Here is a 15539-nt window from a genome sequence, read left to right as displayed (position 1 = left end):
CGGACCCACCAAGGCCACATCAAAGGCCTATTTGCGGCGGGCCTTGAGACCACAGGCCGACAGGAAGCCATCGACATCATGATTGCGGGCGCGGACCCGCACGCCGGCGCGTTCGCGCGAGCGCTCGAGGGTGCGTGAAAAGCTGTCGCAGCCATTGAGGCGCAGGACTTCATCCATCATCGAATACATTGTAATTTCTCGTTTTCTGGCGCCAGGCGCGGTCAATTTCTGGCGCAGCGTGTGCGCCGCTTTGGCGGCGATGTGGAGGCCCTTTGCTGCAGGTCTGGCTTGCGCAAATGCATGCCGCCGATCACAGGCATTGAAACCGGTCGCGCGCGGGCCTAGCTTGCCCCCATGACCCAGATGATCTCCCAGACTTTCGACGTAAAAGGCGGCTTTCACTATGGCCGCGACAATGTTCCCAAGCTTCGCGCAGAGCTGAAAAAGCTCGGTCTCGACGGCTTTCTCGTCCCGCATGAGGACGAGTATGACAATGAGTATCTGCCTGATTGCAATGAGCGTTTGCTCTGGATCGCCGGATTTTCCGGTTCCGCCGGCGCCGCCATCGTGATGGCCGACCGCGCCGCGATCTTTGTCGATGGCCGCTATACCGGCCAGGTCCGGCAGCAGGCCGCACCGGAGATTTTCGACTATTGCGACCTGGTGGGTCAAGGCATGTATGGCTGGATCGAGGAGCACGGCAAGCCGGGCGAAAAAATCGGCTATGATGCCCGTCTGCACAGCCCCGCAGCGCTGGATCTGCTCAAGACCGCCGCGATGCGGGCCAAGGTCGAGCTGGTCCCGGTCGAGACCAATCCGATCGATCTGGCCTGGAGTGACCGTCCGGCCGCGCCGATGGCGTTGATCAATCCACAACCGCTTGAATTTGCGGGCGAAGACCATACGTCGAAACGCCATCGGATCGGCATCGCCGTCGAACGCGGCGGGGCTGATGCGGCCGTGATCACGGCGCCGCCCTCGATCGCCTGGCTGTTCAATATCCGTGGCGGCGATGTCTCGCGCTCACCCCTGCCGCTCTCCTCGGCGATCATCAACAAGGACGGCAGCGCGACCCTGTTTGTCGCGCCGGAAAAGATCACCGACGAGACCCGCAGCCATCTCGGCAACCAGGTCGCCCTGCGCCCGGAAACCGAGTTCGAGGCCGGCCTGTCGGAACTTGCCGGCAAGACGGTCCGCGTCGATCCCTCGACCGCCTCGGCCTGGGTGCTGGAGCGGCTCGGGGCCGGCGGCGCGACGGTGCAGAAGCTGGAAGATCCGGTGATGCGGCCCAAGGCGACCAAGAACGCCGCCGAGATCGAAGGCTCACGCCAGGCGCATATCCGCGACGGCGCCGCCATCGTGCAATTCCTGCACTGGCTCGACACCACGGCCCAGAGCGGCGAAGTCGATGAAATCATGGCCGCACGCAAGCTGGAAGCGATCCGCAAGACCCTGCCTGAACTGCGCGATCTGTCCTTCGACACCATCTCCGGCGCCCAGGGCAATGGCGCTTTCGCGCATTACCGCGTCTCCGAGGCCAGCAATCTGAAACTCGTGCCCGGCTCGCTCTATCTCGTCGATAGTGGCGGCCAGTATCCCGACGGCACCACCGACATCACCCGCACCGTGCCGATCGGTCAGCCGACCGCGGAAATGCGCACCCAGTTCACCCGCGTTCTCAAGGGTCATATCGCTCTGGCGCGCGTGCGCTTCCCCAAGGGCACCACGGGCACCCAGCTGGATATCCTGGCGCGCCTTCCGCTGTGGGAGGCCGGTTTCGATTATGACCACGGCACCGGCCATGGCGTCGGCGCTTTCCTCGGCGTGCATGAAGGCCCGCAGCGCATCGCCAAGTCGCCCAGCGCCGTCGCGCTCGAGCCGGGCATGATCCTGTCCAACGAGCCCGGCTTCTACAAGGAAGGCGGCTATGGCATCCGGATCGAAAACCTGCAATTCGTCACCGAAGCGGAAATGATCGCCGGCGGCGAACGGCCGATGCTCGGCTTTGAAAGCCTGACCATGGCGCCGATCCATCGCGGCCTGATCGACCTGTCGATCCTGACCCCGGCGGAAATCGAATGGCTCGATGCCTATCACGCCGAAGTGCGCAAGCGCATCGCGCCGCTGGTCGAGGGCGATATCGCGGCCTGGCTGCACAAGGCGACCGAGCCGCTGGCCGGCGCGACGCCCTAGTGCGGCGTTTTGCGATCGTTCTTGCGGCTCTGATCCTGAGCGGCTGTTTCTACTCGGAACGGCCGCTGATCACCCGCCGTGCGGCCGAATTCCCGATCGCCAATGGCGTCTATACCCACACGCCCTATCTCGCCGACGGCACGCCCTTCGACCAGCCAATGTGGCGCGGCGAGGTGCGGCGGCGCGGCGCCAGCTATCATTCCGAAGTCGCCGATTTCCCGCACGACAATGTCCGCCTGCGCGAACTGGCCCCGGGCATCTACGTGGCGATGAAGCCCGATGACGACAACTGGGTCTATGGCCTCGTCTGGATCTATCCTGACGGCATCATCACCTACCACCAGCCCTCCTGCAGCCAACTCGAACAGGCCGTGCTCGACGATTACGACGTCACCCAGGCCGAGGGCGAGGCGGGCTATTGCCAGGTGACGGACTGGGACCGGCTGAGCGGGATCTTGCTGAGCTATCTGGAAGCTGTGGGTGAGCCGCGGATCGACGGGGTTTACCGGCGGGTGACGCCGGACTGAGCCTGTTTCGGCAACGAAATCACGCGATGATCATCACCAGCTCCGCCCCCTTCGGGGGCACCTCTTCCATCAAGGAAGAGGATGACGTCCGCAATTTCTACCGGTGCCAAACCACACTCCCTCCTCTTCCTTGATGGAAGAGGTGTCGGCGCAGCCGACGGAGCTGGTGACGGCAGGATCGATCACCCCTCCCCGATCAGCGTGAACCACTCATCCTCGGAGATCATCTCCACCCCGAGCTCCGCCGCCTTCTTCGCCTTGGAGCCGGCACCGGGCCCCGCCACCACCAGATCCGTCTTGGCCGAAACCGAGCCCGCCACCTTGGCGCCAAGCGATTGCGCCTTGGCCTTGGCCTCGTCGCGGGTCATGCGTTCGAGCGCGCCGGTGAAGACGATGGTCTTGCCGGCGACGGGGCTGTCGGAGGCGACGGCCTGCGCATCCTCGATGGTGAGCTGCGCCACCAGACGGGCCAGAAGATCGCGATTGTGGGGCTCGGAAAAATACTGGTCGAGCGCTTCGATGACGGTCTCGCCAATGCCATCAATGCCGAGCATTTCCGCGCGCACCGTCTCGTCAGAGAGATGTCCGGCCGCCACGCTGAACGCCGCCCAGCTGCCATAGGTCCGGGCCAGCAGGGTGGCGGTGTTCTCGCCGATATGGCGAATGCCCAGCGCGTTCAGAAAGCGCGACAGGGCAATCGTGCGGCGGCTCTCGATGGCCGCGAAGAGATTATTGGCGCTGGTCTCGCCCCAGCCTTCGCGCTCCTGGATCGGCGGCACGATCTCGCCGGCCGCATTGCGCGCCTTCAGCGTGAAGATGTGCGACGGCTCGGTGATCAGGCCCTCATCATGGAAGGCCTCGATCTGTTTGGCGCCAAGGCCCTCGATATCGAAGGCCTTGCGGCTGACGAAATGGCGCAGTCTTTCCTTGATCTGCGCCCCGCAAATCAGCCCGCCGGTACAGCGCCGCACCACGTCGAGCTTGCCGGTCTTCTCGTCATGCTCGCGCACGGCATGGCTGCCGCAGACCGGGCAGGTCGTCGGGAAATTGAAGGGCTCGCCGCGGCCCGCCCGATCCGGATCGACGACGCGCACGATCTGGGGAATGACATCGCCGGCGCGCTGGATCACGACCGTGTCGCCGATACGGACATCCTTGCGCGCGATCTCGTCCTCATTGTGCAGCGTTGCATTGGAGACGACGACGCCGCCGACGGTAACCGGCTTCAGCCGCGCCACCGGGGTGAGCGAGCCGGTGCGGCCGACCTGGATATCGATGCCATCGAGCACGGTGGTCGCCTGTTCGGCGGGGAATTTATGGGCGATGGCCCAGCGCGGTGCCCGCGCCACCTGACCGAGGCGGGCCTGCCAGTCGAGCCGGTCGACCTTGTAGACCACGCCGTCAATATCATAGCCCAGGCTGGCGCGCCTCGCCTCGATATCGCGATAGACGGCGATCATTGCCTCGACGCTGTCGCAGAGCTGCATCAATGGGTTCACCGAAAAACCCCAGTCCGCAAAGCGCCTGACCGCGTCCATCTGGGTTTCGCCTAGAGGCTCGCTCAGTTCGCCCCAGGCATAGGCGAAGAATTTCAGCGGCCGCTGCGCCGTCATTTTCGGATCGATCTGGCGCAGGGAGCCGGCGGCGGCATTGCGCGGATTCTTGTAGGCGGGCTTGTCGGCTTCTTCCTGGCGCTCATTGAGCGCGGCGAAATCGGCATGGCTCATATAGACCTCGCCGCGGACCTCAAGCACTTCGGGCCAGCCGGCACCGGGCAGGGTCTGCGGGATATCCTTGAGGGTGCGGATATTGGCGGTGACGTCCTCGCCGGTCGTGCCGTCGCCGCGTGTCGCCGCCGAGACGAGCTGACCCTTCACATAGCGCAAGCTGGCCGAGAGGCCGTCAATCTTGGGCTCGGCGGTGATCGCCACCGGCTCCTCATCGCTGAGGCCGAGAAAGCGGCGCACCCGGCCGACGAAATCCGCGACGTCCTCATCATTGAAGGCATTGCCCAGCGAGAGCATAGGCACGGCATGGACAATCTCGCCAAACTTGCCCGAGGGTGCAGCACCAACGCGCTGGCTCGGGCTGAACAGATCGACCAGTTGCGGGAAGCGCGCCTCGATGCCCTCGAGCCGCTGGCGCAACGCGTCATAGACCGCATCGGAAACCTTCGGCGCATCCTCGTTGTAATAGGCCTTGTCATGGCGGGCGATTTCACGGGCGAGACGCGCATGCTCGGCATTCGCCTCGGCCTCGCTCAACATGCCGACATCTTTCAAGGCGCTCATGATTTGCTCGCAGGCTGACGGGTCGGCCGAATCTAGCCGGTATCGGGGCCATTGTGGAGAAATTGTCGGCAGGGTCGAGCGGGCGACAGCACCGCGCCGCAGCGCGCGACCAGGCGGCGATCAGGCCTGGACGGCCATCAGCTGGTCGGCCTGCGCCCGCGCTGCATCGGTCACTTCGGCGCCGGAGAGCATGCGCGCGATTTCCTCGCGGCGGGCCTCGCCGTCGAGCTGGACCAGCACGGTGCGCACACCGCCCTTGCCATCGTCTTCCTTGATGATTTTCCAGTGGTGATCGGCCAGCGCCGCCACTTGCGGACTATGGGTGACCACCAGGGTCTGCCCGGTGCGGGCCAGCCGTTTCAGCCGCCGTCCGACCGCATCGGCAACCGCGCCGCCAACGCCCTGGTCGACCTCGTCAAACACCAGCACGCGGCCATCCTCATCCCCGGCCAGCGCCACCTTGAGCGCCAGGCCGAAGCGCGACAACTCACCACCGGAGGCGATCTTGTCGAGGGCACCGAAGGGGGCGCCCGGATTGGTCGAGACCTCGAAGCGGACCATGTCGCAGCCTTCGGGGCCGGCGCGGTCATTATCGGTGGTCAGGGCGACGCGGAACTGGGCCTTGTCCATTTTCAGCGGCGGCAATTCGGACGCGACCGCGGCGGCGAGCTTTTGCGCCGCCTTGTCGCGTGAGCGCGTCAGGGCGCCCGCCGCGTCGCGATACAGGGCCTGCGCCGCCTGGACGCTCTTTTCCGCCTCGGCGATACGCTCACCGGCATTCTCGATCGCGTCGAGCTGGTCGGCGAAGCGGATATGCAGCGCCGGCAATTCATCAACATCGACCTCGTGCTTGCGCGCCAGCGCCCGCAGGGCAAACAGGCGCTCCTCGACGCTTTCCAGCTGGCCCGGCTCGATCTCGAAGGCCCGCGCCGCATCGGTCAGGGCATCGCCCGCCTCGCCAAACTCGATCAGCGCGCGGTCGATCGCTGCGGCGGCCCGGTCCAGCGCCTCGCCGGCAGCGCCGCCGGCCTCGCCGATCTGGTCACGCACCCGCTCCAGCCCGCGCACCGCGAGATTGAGCCGGCTCTCGAGCCCGCCGCCATCGCCGGCCAGCGCCTCTTGGGCCTCCTGCAGATCGCCCAGCGCGCGTTCGGCCCCCATCAGGAATTGCCGTTGTTCGGCCAGCTCTGCTTCCTCGCCGGCGCGCGGCTGCAACTTGTCGATCTCGTCCAGCGCATGGCGCAGGAAGTCCTGCTCACCGGTCGAGGCGGAATGGGCGCGCACCAGGTCGTCGAGGCTGGCCTGTGCCTGTGACAGGTTGGTCCACGCCTTGCGGCAGGCCTCCCTGAGCGACGCATTGCCGGCATAGGCATCGAGCTGGCTACGGTGGGTTTTCGGGTCGAGCAGGCCGCGCCCGTCATGCTGGCCATGCACTTCAACGAGAACATCACCGAGGCTGCGCAGCAGGCCGATACTGGCGGGCTGGTCATTGATATGGGCGCGGCTGCGGCCATCCTCGGCCAGTCGGCGGCGCAGGATCAGCGCCTCACCGGGCTCGAATACCAGCCCGGCTTCGTCAAGCACGGCCCAGGCGGCATGGGCGGGGGCGAGATCGAATTCGGCAGTGGCCGATGCCTCTTCAGTGCCGGCACGGACGAGGCCGCGCTCGGCGCGTTCGCCGACGGCCAGCCCGAGAGCGCCCAGCAGAATGGATTTGCCGGCGCCGGTCTCACCCGTCAGGGCACACAGACCCCGGTCGAAGCCGGCGTCGAGACTGTCGATAAGGACAACATTCCGGATCGAGAGCGATTGCAGCATTCAGAGCGATCGCACCTCCTGCCCAACCTAGCCGAAGATGCGCTGCATGGCGCGGTCAATGAAGGACGGATCGCGTTGCTCGATCCCGTCCTCGATCGCGATCCCCTCGCGGGTCAGCAGGTTATAGCTGTTCTGGTACCAGTCGCTGCCCGGGAAGTTATAGCCGAGCACCGAGGCAACCTGGGTCGCTTCGCTGTCGAGCCCGAGCGAGACATAGGCCTCGACCAGGCGGTGCAGGGCCTCGGGAACGTGCGAGGTGGTGCCGTAATCGCGAATCACGTTCTGGAAACGGTTGATCGCGGCGAGGTGATAATTGCGGCGCAGATACCAGCGGCCGATATCCATTTCCTTGCCGGCCAGATGGTCGCGCGTCATGTCGATCTTCAGCCGCGCATCGGTGGCGTAACGGCTTTCCGGATAGCGGCGCACCACCTGCTGCAGCGCATCGAGCGCCTGCTGGGTGATCTGCTGGTCACGGCCGACATCGACGATCTGCTCGAAATAGCTGATGGCGATCAGGTAATAGGCATAGGGCGCGCTGCGATTGCCGGGGTGCAGCGAGATGAAGCGCTGGGCGTCAGAGACGGCCTCGTCATACTTGTTGGCCTGGTAGTTCGCAAAGGCCGCCATCAACATCGAGCGACGGGCCCATTCCGAGTAGGGATGCTGGCGCTCGACCTCGTCGAACTGGGCGGCGGCGAGCTGGTACTGGCCCCGCTCCATCGTTGCGAACGCGTCGGCGTAAATCGATTCAGCCGGACGCTCGACATAAGCCACCGAAGTGTCCGGTCCGCCCGCGCAGGCAGCGACGAGAACAGACAGGATTACAGTCGGCAGCAAACGCGACAAAAAGGTCATATTGAACACGGCTCAGCAGCTAGGGCGGTCGGATGACCGCCGGTCCAGAAATGCTTGTAGCGGATCATGCGCCGCGACAAAAGAGCCGCGTCAGGTCAACCGCCGCAATATCAGGAGTTGGCCATCGCCACGTCGTGCTGGCAAGCGTCACGCACTGTAACCATTTTCCAGGCCGACTTGTCAGCGAGCAAGGCGCGCAGTGCCAGATTGTTGACCGCATGGCCCGGACGCTGGGCGTGATAGCGGCCGATAATCGGTGCACCGGCGAGGTAAAGATCGCCGAGCGCGTCGAGAGCCTTGTGGCGCGCAAACTCGTCATCGAAGCGCAAGCCTTCCGGATTGGCGACGCCGTCATCATCAAGCACGACGGCGTTGTCCATCGACCCGCCGCGCGCCAGACCGGCAGCGAGCAGGGCGTCGAGATCCTTGCGGAAGCCGAAGGTGCGCGCAGAGGCAATGTCGGTGGAGAAGATTTCAGGGGTCACTTCGAACACGCAGGACTGGTTGCCCACGGCGCTGTGCTCGAAATTGATCTCGACCTCGATCATCGACTTGAGCGCCGGCAGGAAGCTGGCGCGGCGGCCTTCCGATTCGATCACCACCGGCTTGAGCACCTGGATGGCGCGGCGCGGCGCGGCGAGCTGTTTCAGCCCGACCTGGCTGACCAGATCGACAAAGGGGGCGGAAGAGCCATCCATCACCGGCAGTTCGGGCCCGTCGATTTCCACGATCGCATCATCGACACCGAGGCCGGCGAGCGCCGCCATCAGGTGTTCAACCGTTGCGACCGAAACACCGGCGGCATTGGCGATCGTGGTGCCCAGACGCACGGCCGTGACACTGTCGGCCCGCGCCTCGATGCGATTGTCGCGGTCAGTGATATCGGAACGGACGAAGCAGATCCCGGCGCCGGTCGAGGCCGGTTTCAGCACGAGGCGGACACGCTCCCCGGTATGGAGACCAATGCCTGCGCACACTACAGGTGCCGCCAATGTTTGCCGGTAAATCACAACACAACGCCGTCTTTTCTGGTTCAACAATCAGCGACTTGCGTCGCCCCTCGCCTGCACAGAACGACATGGGGCGTCATCATTCAACTAAAGCTTTGTTGCGGTTTGTTACGGCAAGCCGCTTCTAGTTGGCCTGACGGCGCAGGAAGGCGGGAATTTCCAGATCGCCTTCGTCGACACTTTCACCGAACAGATCGCCGCTCGACATACGAGTTGTTGATTGAACACCGGTATTGCGCGTGGTCGTCGGGGCCGCCTTCGGTGCCGGCTCGGCCGGTTTGCGGCGGCGTCCGAACAGCGAGAAGCCCCCACGCTTCGGCTCTTCCTGGGCCGCCGGCGCAGCGCGCGACGGACCTTCCGTGGCACGGCGCTGCTCATAGCGGGCATTGAGGGTTGCGGCCTCTTCGGCCAGGCGCGCCTGATCGACGCGGACCTGCGGCGTCCGGACTTCGGCGAGATGCGCGTCACCGGCTTCGGCAACATAAGGGTCATGCCCGGTTTCGTCCGGCGTCTCGGCGATGGCCTCGCTCAGATCCTCGGCGCCGACAGCGATCGGCAGCGCTTCACTCTGGGCTTCGCGCGGCGCTTCAAAGCGCTCGACGGGCTCGGGTTTTGCCTCGGCGGCGACGCGTCCGGGACGATCCGAATTGGTGCGTTTCCACGGCAGGATGGCGTCGTTGGGCGTGCGGTCGGCAGGCGCGGCCGCGCCGCGCAGGCGCGAACGGGGATCGACCACGGCGGCTTCCGCCTCGATACCGGTGGCGACCACGGACACGCGCATCGAGCCTTCCATGTTTTCGTCAAAGGTCGAGCCGACAATGATATTCGCTTCCGGATCAACCTCGGAACGGATCTCGTTGGCTGCCTCGTCGACTTCATACAGCGTCATGTCATAGCCGCCGGTGATATTGATCAGCACGCCGGTGGCGCCGCGCATCGAGACATCGTCGAGCAGCGGATTGGAAATGGCGGCCTGGGCGGCCTCGATGGCGCGCTTCTCGCCGGAGGCTTCGCCGGTGCCCATCATCGCCTTGCCCATCTCGTTCATCACGGAACGCACATCGGCAAAGTCGAGATTGATCAGGCCGGGCATCACCATCAGATCGGTAATGCCGCGAACGCCGGAATGCAGCACCTGGTCGGCCATCGAGAAGGCTTCGGCGAAGGTGGTTTTCTCGGTCGCAATGCGGAACAGGTTCTGGTTCGGGATCACGATCAGCGTGTCGACATGATCCTGCAGCTGCCCGATGCCGGACTCGGCCAGTTTCATGCGGCGCGTGCCCTCGAAATGGAAGGGCTTGGTGATGACGCCAACGGTGAGAATCCCCATTTCCCGGGCCGCGCGCGCCACGACAGGCGCTGCGCCGGTACCGGTGCCACCGCCCATGCCGGCGGTGATGAAGACCATGTGGGCACCGGCAAGGTGCTCACGAATTTCCTCGATCGAATCCTCGGCCGATTGTTCGCCGATTTCCGGACGCGCACCCGCACCGAGCCCCTCGGTGATCGCGGCGCCCATCTGGACCCGCTTCTCGGCCTGTGACCGTGTCAGGGCCTGAGCGTCGGTATTCGCAACGACGAAGTCGACCCCCTCCAGCTTGGCCTCGATCATGTTGTTGACGGCATTGCCACCGGCTCCGCCGACACCAAACACAACGATGCGGGGACGCAGTTCGGTCGTCTCGGGCAGGGAAAGATTCAACGTCATGCGAGACCTCGTGGCCGGCTGGTTCGGATAAGAAACGATTCACCATGAAGTTTCTGCCCGCGACGCTTAAGCGAGTGTTAAACGGCTGCGAAAATCATGGGATATATCGCTAACCTGGGGCATAGAGTTCGGAACTCGCAAAGTCCTGGCGGGACTTCAAAGCTCTGCCGATTGGAGCGCCAATGCGGGAAGAAAACATCAGCCTAAAACACGGGCAGGCCCGTCAAGCGGTCCTGTTTGAGGAGCCTGGAGTCCGGCTGAGGCTGGTCTATTACAGCCCCGGCGCCGAAGTCCCCGACCACCAGCATGACCGCTGCTTTCTGACCCTGCTATTGCTGGGCTCGATGCAGGAGACTCGCGATGCCGAGCGGTTTGAGATCTGCGCCCCCTTTGCGGCCTATATGCCTGCCGGGATGCGGCACGCGAATCGCTATGCGCCAACTGGCAGCCTCTGCCTGACGGTTGATTTTGATCCGGCGCTGGGCGGAGATTTGATCGGCGAGACCTCGCGTCTCACCGGGCGGGCGGCCCTCACATTCGATGGTTTTCGTCATGTGGGGCTGGCGAAGGCGATCCTGGCCGGCATTGAACGCGCCGACCGGTCGGCAATCCGTGCGCTCGCGAATGCCCTGTTCGAAACCCCCCGCGACGCTATCGCCTCACCTCCGGTCTGGCTCGCCCGGGCAAGGCAGCGGCTCGATGGCGGCGAAGGCGCGGCCTCGATCGAAGACGTCGCCCGCCAGGCCGGTGTGCACCGGGTGCATCTGTGCCGCGCCTTCCGCCGCCATTACGGGCTGACTCCAAAGAGCTACAGCGTCAATGCGATGTGCGCGCGCGCCGTCACCGAAGCATTGGCGGGCGGTGCCAGCCTGACCCAGGCCGCCTTCGATGCCGGGTTTTGCGATCCCAGCCACGGGGCCCGCGAAATGGCGAAGCGAACCGGATTTTCACCCAGCGCACTGGCGCGCTGGCTGGCGGATTAATTCGCCGTAAGCCTGGCAATTTGGTTTCATTTGTCCGCGACCGCACCCGCCAGCGATCGTAGAGACCTCTCTCGTGTCAGTTGGAGATTTCAATGTTTACAGCAATTCGATCCTGCCTCACGGCCGCACTTTTGCTCGCACCTGCCGGTCTGATCCTTTCCCCGGCGGTCGCCCAGCCCGTTCCCCCAATGTCCGATTCCCAGATCCACGAAGTCGTTGCCAGCGTCGGTGATCTCTATCGCGCCAACTATCATGACCCGGCGCGGGGCGAGGAGATCGCGCAGGCGCTGCGCGCGTCAATGGAGGCGGGTGAGTATGACGGGATGACCGAGCCCGAAGAACTTGCTGCCGCTCTGTCACAGCAAGTCGTCGGCTTTGATCGTCACGGCGTCGTGGAGTGGGGCAGCGAGGAAGCCGAGGCCGGCCATCACAGCGAAGGCTGGCCCGACGCCTCGCGCCGGTCAAATCATGGCATCGAGCGTTTCGAACACCGGTCCGGCAACGTCGGCTTCGTGCGGATACGCATGCTGCCCTCCCCGGATTTTGCCGGCGAGACCTATCTCGCCATTACGCGGGTTCTGGCCAATTCCGACGCTGTCATTCTGGACCTGCGCAATAATGGCGGCGGCGAACCGGAGATGGTCCAGCTTTTGGCCGGCCAGTTCCTCGGGGCCGAACCGCAATTGCTCACTTCCATCCACTGGCGCACGACCGGTGAGACCGACGAATACTGGTCGCAACCACCAGCTCAGCCGACGCGTCTGAGCGAGGTGCCGCTCTATGTGCTGATCAGCCCGGCCACCGGCTCGGCGGCGGAAGCGCTGGCGGCGAGCCTGCAACATCTCGGACGGGCGACCGTGATCGGCCAGAACAGTTATGGCGCAGCCAATCCGGGCGGCATGTTCGCGGCAGGCCATGATTTCAGCGTCTGGGTGTCCCATGGCCGCAGCGAAGTTGGCGGGGTCAGCTGGGAAGGTGACGGGGTAACTCCGGATATTATCACCGAGCCCGGCGCCGAGGTCGATACCGCGCTCCAGCTCGCCTGGACCGGCCTGCTCGAGGCGACCGATGACGAAGTCCTGCAGGAGGAAATCAGCTGGGCGCTTGACCGCGCTCGCGCCATGCTGGTCGGACACACGCCCTCGGAGGAGGAACGCGCGGGGCTGATCGGGCTTTACGGGGATCGCCGTATCGCTGTGCGGGGCGATGAAACCGTTTATATTCGCGGTTCACGCGCGCCTGCCACCCTGGTCTCCGACGGGTCAGACACCTTCCAGGTCCGCGAATTCGAAGACTTCAGACTAGTTTTCTATCGAGATGCCGATGGCCAGGCCAACCGTCTCGACGTCGTCTATGGTAACGGGCATGTGGAATCGAATTTTCGCGAGGTGGGACAGCCCTGACTGCGTCCTGCTCCTGCCGTGCGGCTCTCAACCCGCGCGGCGGGGCGTGTGCAGGGGCTAGCCGGTACGGCGGCGACGGGCCTTCGAGTGCATGTCCGTCCATGCTGCGATCTCGGCCGCTGTATCGAGAAATTCGACCCTGTGGCCGAGCCTGGACATGCTCTTGCCGAAACACTCGACCGTGGAAAGCCCGCGCGGGTCATCCGAGGCGACAATGCCGAAGCTCATCTCGTGATAGGCGTATTTGTGAAACAGCGCCGCGACTTCAGGCGCTTCGACCACCGCAATGCGCATGTCAACACGCCGGAAGTCCAGCAGGACGCGGTAAATATCCAGCTCGTCGAACAGGGCAACGATCTGTTCGATATTCTGGACCGCGGACATCCAGTCTTCATGCCCGTCGAACACGGCTTCGACATAGCCGTCGGCGTGATGAGGGGTGATGCGGGTGAACGACATGATGCGGACCTGTGTTGAGCAGGTCGGATATAAGGCATCCCGGTCCGAAAACACTTACCGGCCGGGTCATTGATTATGAGCTGCGCAGCCCTGCCGGGCCTGCTCAGAAGCTCTCGGCGAACCAGCGCCAGACCGCGCCGCCACGGGCCGTCTCACGCGCGGGATCCCGGCGGATGCGGGCCGCGGACGTCACGCCCAGGCGCGGCGGCCCGGCGATGGCTTCGGCGGCGCCGCGCGTCTCGCGGCGGACCACACCGGCGACCGCACTGAAGGCGGGACCGGACACGGCATCGCCGAGACCGGTAATGCCGCTGGGTCCGGCAATCCGCACCTGTTTGCCAAACACCCGCGCCGCCAGTTCGCCGGTGCCGGGCAATTGCGCCGCACCGCCGGTGAGCACCAGGCGCCGGCCGGATGTCTTGCTGACGCCGGCGGCATCAAGCCGGTCGCGGATCAGCTCGAATGTCTCTTCCAGCCGGGGCCGGATGATGGAATTGAGCAGGGAGCGCGGCGCGGACCCATAGATCCGGTCGCCGGTCACCGAGGGCACCTCGATCATCTGCTGGTCGTCGTCCGGGCTGTCGAGCGCCGAGCCGTAGAGCGTCTTGAGCCGCTCCGCCGCGGCAAGCGGCGTCGACAGGCCGCGCGCGACATCGGAGGTGACGTGCGAGCCGCCCACCGGCACGGTGTCGATATGCAGCAGCGCGCCCTCGGCGAAGACCGCCGCAGTGGTCGCACCCGCTCCCATATCGATCAGGGTGGCGCCAAGCTGAACCTCGTCATCGCCGAGGGCCGAAAGACCCGAGGCGTAAGGCGTGGCGACCACGCCCTTGAGATCGAAATGACAGCGTTCGACACAGGTCATCAGATTGCGCAGCGGCCCGATGGCGGCGGTGATAACATGCACCTCGACACCGAGCGTACGCCCGAACATGCCGCGCGGGTCGCGGATGCCGCGATGGTCATCAACCGACCAGGCCAGCGGGATGGCGTGCAGCACGACACGGTCGGCGACGGCAAATTCCGACAGAGCGCCATCGAGCAGGCGGCGCAGGTCACGCTCGGTGACCTCGCGCTGCGGCAAATCGATTTCGGCGCCGAGACGCGTACTGGTCGGCTGGCCGGCCGACAGGGTCAGGGTGACGGAGCTGACCGCCTGCCCCGCCATCCGCTCGGCCTGTTCGACCGCGGCGCGGATGGCTTCGGCCGCCTCGTCCATATCGACGATGGCACCGGCGCGGACGCCGCGGCTGGACTGATGGCCGACACCAATGGCGCGCGGACGCGGCCCGGCAATGGTCTGATCGGTCTTGGCAATGAAGCAGGCAATCTTGGAGGAGCCGACATCCAGCGCGGCGCAGACGCCAGGCGCCTTGCCATTGCCGCCATTCTGGGAGGATTGGGGACGCAAAAACCCGAACACACTCATGCTTCATGCTCCCGCATACCGGCCGCCGCTGCCCGGTCGGGCAAGGCTCTGACAATCAAATCACCCTGCCCGCGGAGGTCAAAACTCTCGGCCGCCAGGCGCAAGATGCCGCGTTCGGCCTGCAGGCGCGCCAGAATGGCCACCGAGGCCTGGACATCGCCTTCGGGCAATTTCACATCGGCGCCACTGTCGAGCCGCAAATTCCAGCGCCGGTCACCGACGCGCACCGCGCCGACGACATGGGCGCGAATGGCCGGGTGCAGCGCCAAGGCCTCGACGATCTCGACGGCGCTTTGATTGGCGCCCTCGGCGACCACCAACGGCAGATCCGGCGGGTTCATGACATCGGCCTCGGCCAGCACGACGCCGTCGCGGTCGATAATGTTGAGCACACCGTCGACCTGCCACAGGGCGAAGGCTTCGCGGGTTTCCACCACGATCGAGATCCGGTCGGGCCACAGGCGCGCCACGGTCGCGGAGCGCACCATGGGCAGCGCTTCAACACGGCTACGGATATCGCCGGGATCGACGGAGAACAGGGACTGGCCGTCATAGATTTCGGTAGCGACAACGATGGAATGGGCAATCTCCTCGCCGGCACCGGTGACATCGACGGAACGGACGGCAAAACCCATATCGGCCAGCCGCACGGTGATCTTGTCGCCGCCCAGGCGCACGACGTCGTCGAGCTGGCCAAACAGGGTCAGACCGGCGACGGTCGCCAGCAGGAGTGCGGCAGCCGCCATCGCGCCCATACGGGCTGCATTTGCCACTCGGTAACGCGCACTTCTAAATTGGGCTTCCGCCCAGTTACGCAAACGCCGCGGTGCAGACACCGCGGCGGACCGGTGGTTAGACTT

General features: G+C 65.0%; 13 protein-coding genes. 4 read left to right on the top strand and 9 right to left on the bottom strand.

Translation table 11 applies throughout. The features are described from left to right. Window positions 1-27: 27 nt before the first annotated feature. Complete coding sequence (locus ACN0YL_RS09550) at window positions 28-189, bottom strand: hypothetical protein (protein WP_417469866.1); 162 nt, start codon at window positions 187-189, stop codon at window positions 28-30. Between the two features lie 165 nt (window positions 190-354). Here ACN0YL_RS09550 and ACN0YL_RS09545 point away from each other — a divergent pair, with 165 nt between their 5' ends. Then, window positions 355-2193: an aminopeptidase P family protein gene (locus ACN0YL_RS09545; protein WP_417497824.1), complete on the top strand. Its 1839-nt coding sequence runs from the start codon at window positions 355-357 to the stop codon at window positions 2191-2193. Next, window positions 2193-2720, top strand: a complete 528-nt coding sequence (locus ACN0YL_RS09540) for a hypothetical protein (protein ID WP_417497823.1) — start codon at window positions 2193-2195, stop codon at window positions 2718-2720. Before ACN0YL_RS09545 ends, ACN0YL_RS09540 begins: the two co-directional genes overlap by 1 nt. 182 nt (window positions 2721-2902) lie before the next feature. On the opposite strand, the gene ligA is transcribed toward ACN0YL_RS09540, so the two are convergent. The 5 genes from ligA to ftsZ all read right to left on the bottom strand — a co-directional run bounded on the left by ligA (window position 2903) and on the right by ftsZ (window position 10405). Next, a complete protein-coding gene (gene ligA, locus ACN0YL_RS09535; RefSeq protein ID WP_417497822.1) occupies window positions 2903-5011 on the bottom strand; it encodes an NAD-dependent DNA ligase LigA in 2109 nt (702 codons plus the stop codon). 120 nt (window positions 5012-5131) lie between these two features. Beyond that, window positions 5132-6829 (bottom strand): DNA repair protein RecN, encoded by a 1698-nt coding sequence (gene recN, locus ACN0YL_RS09530; RefSeq protein WP_417497821.1) that lies wholly within the window; start codon window positions 6827-6829, stop codon window positions 5132-5134. A gap of 27 nt (window positions 6830-6856) precedes the next feature. Next, complete coding sequence (locus ACN0YL_RS09525) at window positions 6857-7687, bottom strand: outer membrane protein assembly factor BamD (protein ID WP_417491229.1); 831 nt, start codon at window positions 7685-7687, stop codon at window positions 6857-6859. A gap of 110 nt (window positions 7688-7797) precedes the next feature. After that, the gene (lpxC, locus tag ACN0YL_RS09520) at window positions 7798-8697 is read right to left on the bottom strand and encodes a UDP-3-O-acyl-N-acetylglucosamine deacetylase (RefSeq protein WP_417491228.1); all 900 of its coding nucleotides are present in this window, start codon (window positions 8695-8697) and stop codon (window positions 7798-7800) included. A 124-nt stretch (window positions 8698-8821) separates the two neighbouring features. After that, entirely contained in the window at window positions 8822-10405 is a 1584-nt protein-coding gene (gene ftsZ, locus ACN0YL_RS09515) for a cell division protein FtsZ (protein ID WP_417497820.1), read from the bottom strand. Between the two features lie 182 nt (window positions 10406-10587). Here ftsZ and ACN0YL_RS09510 point away from each other — a divergent pair, with 182 nt between their 5' ends. Then, the gene (locus tag ACN0YL_RS09510) at window positions 10588-11388 is read left to right on the top strand and encodes a helix-turn-helix domain-containing protein (RefSeq protein ID WP_417497819.1); all 801 of its coding nucleotides are present in this window, start codon (window positions 10588-10590) and stop codon (window positions 11386-11388) included. A 188-nt stretch (window positions 11389-11576) separates the two neighbouring features. After that, window positions 11577-12791, top strand: coding sequence for a S41 family peptidase (locus tag ACN0YL_RS09505; protein ID WP_417497818.1), 1215 nt, complete (start codon window positions 11577-11579; stop codon window positions 12789-12791). Window positions 12792-12848: 57 nt separating this feature from the next. Here the strand turns inward: ACN0YL_RS09505 and ACN0YL_RS09500 are convergent, their stop codons facing one another. The 3 genes from ACN0YL_RS09500 to ACN0YL_RS09490 all read right to left on the bottom strand — a co-directional run bounded on the left by ACN0YL_RS09500 (window position 12849) and on the right by ACN0YL_RS09490 (window position 15434). Then, the gene (locus tag ACN0YL_RS09500) at window positions 12849-13250 is read right to left on the bottom strand and encodes a hypothetical protein (RefSeq protein WP_417497817.1); all 402 of its coding nucleotides are present in this window, start codon (window positions 13248-13250) and stop codon (window positions 12849-12851) included. 103 nt (window positions 13251-13353) lie between these two features. Next, window positions 13354-14679: a cell division protein FtsA gene (gene ftsA / locus ACN0YL_RS09495; protein ID WP_417469847.1), complete on the bottom strand. Its 1326-nt coding sequence runs from the start codon at window positions 14677-14679 to the stop codon at window positions 13354-13356. Next, window positions 14676-15434 carry a cell division protein FtsQ/DivIB gene (locus ACN0YL_RS09490; RefSeq protein WP_417497816.1) on the bottom strand — a complete coding sequence of 253 codons (759 nt, stop codon included), beginning with the start codon at window positions 15432-15434 and terminating at the stop codon, window positions 14676-14678. The genes ftsA and ACN0YL_RS09490 overlap by 4 nt, the downstream gene beginning before the upstream one ends. Window positions 15435-15539 lie beyond the last annotated feature (105 nt).

The sequence above is a fragment of the Maricaulis sp. genome (genome assembly GCF_048269565.1).
Taxonomy (GTDB): domain Bacteria; phylum Pseudomonadota; class Alphaproteobacteria; order Caulobacterales; family Maricaulaceae; genus Maricaulis.
This window is presented reverse-complemented; position numbering and strand designations above follow the sequence as displayed.

Coding starts and splice junctions, on each gene's coding strand:
- ACN0YL_RS09510 (WP_417497819.1), top strand. CDS start 10,588: ATGCGGGAAGAAAACATCAGCCTAAAACACGGGCAGGCCCGTCAAGCG.
- ligA (WP_417497822.1), bottom strand. CDS start 5,011: ATGAGCGCCTTGAAAGATGTCGGCATGTTGAGCGAGGCCGAGGCGAAT.
- ACN0YL_RS09500 (WP_417497817.1), bottom strand. CDS start 13,250: ATGTCGTTCACCCGCATCACCCCTCATCACGCCGACGGCTATGTCGAA.
- ACN0YL_RS09505 (WP_417497818.1), top strand. CDS start 11,577: ATGTCCGATTCCCAGATCCACGAAGTCGTTGCCAGCGTCGGTGATCTC.
- ACN0YL_RS09550 (WP_417469866.1), bottom strand. CDS start 189: ATGTATTCGATGATGGATGAAGTCCTGCGCCTCAATGGCTGCGACAGC.
- ACN0YL_RS09545 (WP_417497824.1), top strand. CDS start 355: ATGACCCAGATGATCTCCCAGACTTTCGACGTAAAAGGCGGCTTTCAC.
- ftsZ (WP_417497820.1), bottom strand. CDS start 10,405: ATGACGTTGAATCTTTCCCTGCCCGAGACGACCGAACTGCGTCCCCGC.
- recN (WP_417497821.1), bottom strand. CDS start 6,829: ATGCTGCAATCGCTCTCGATCCGGAATGTTGTCCTTATCGACAGTCTC.
- ACN0YL_RS09490 (WP_417497816.1), bottom strand. CDS start 15,434: ATGGGCGCGATGGCGGCTGCCGCACTCCTGCTGGCGACCGTCGCCGGT.
- ftsA (WP_417469847.1), bottom strand. CDS start 14,679: ATGAGTGTGTTCGGGTTTTTGCGTCCCCAATCCTCCCAGAATGGCGGC.
- ACN0YL_RS09525 (WP_417491229.1), bottom strand. CDS start 7,687: ATGACCTTTTTGTCGCGTTTGCTGCCGACTGTAATCCTGTCTGTTCTC.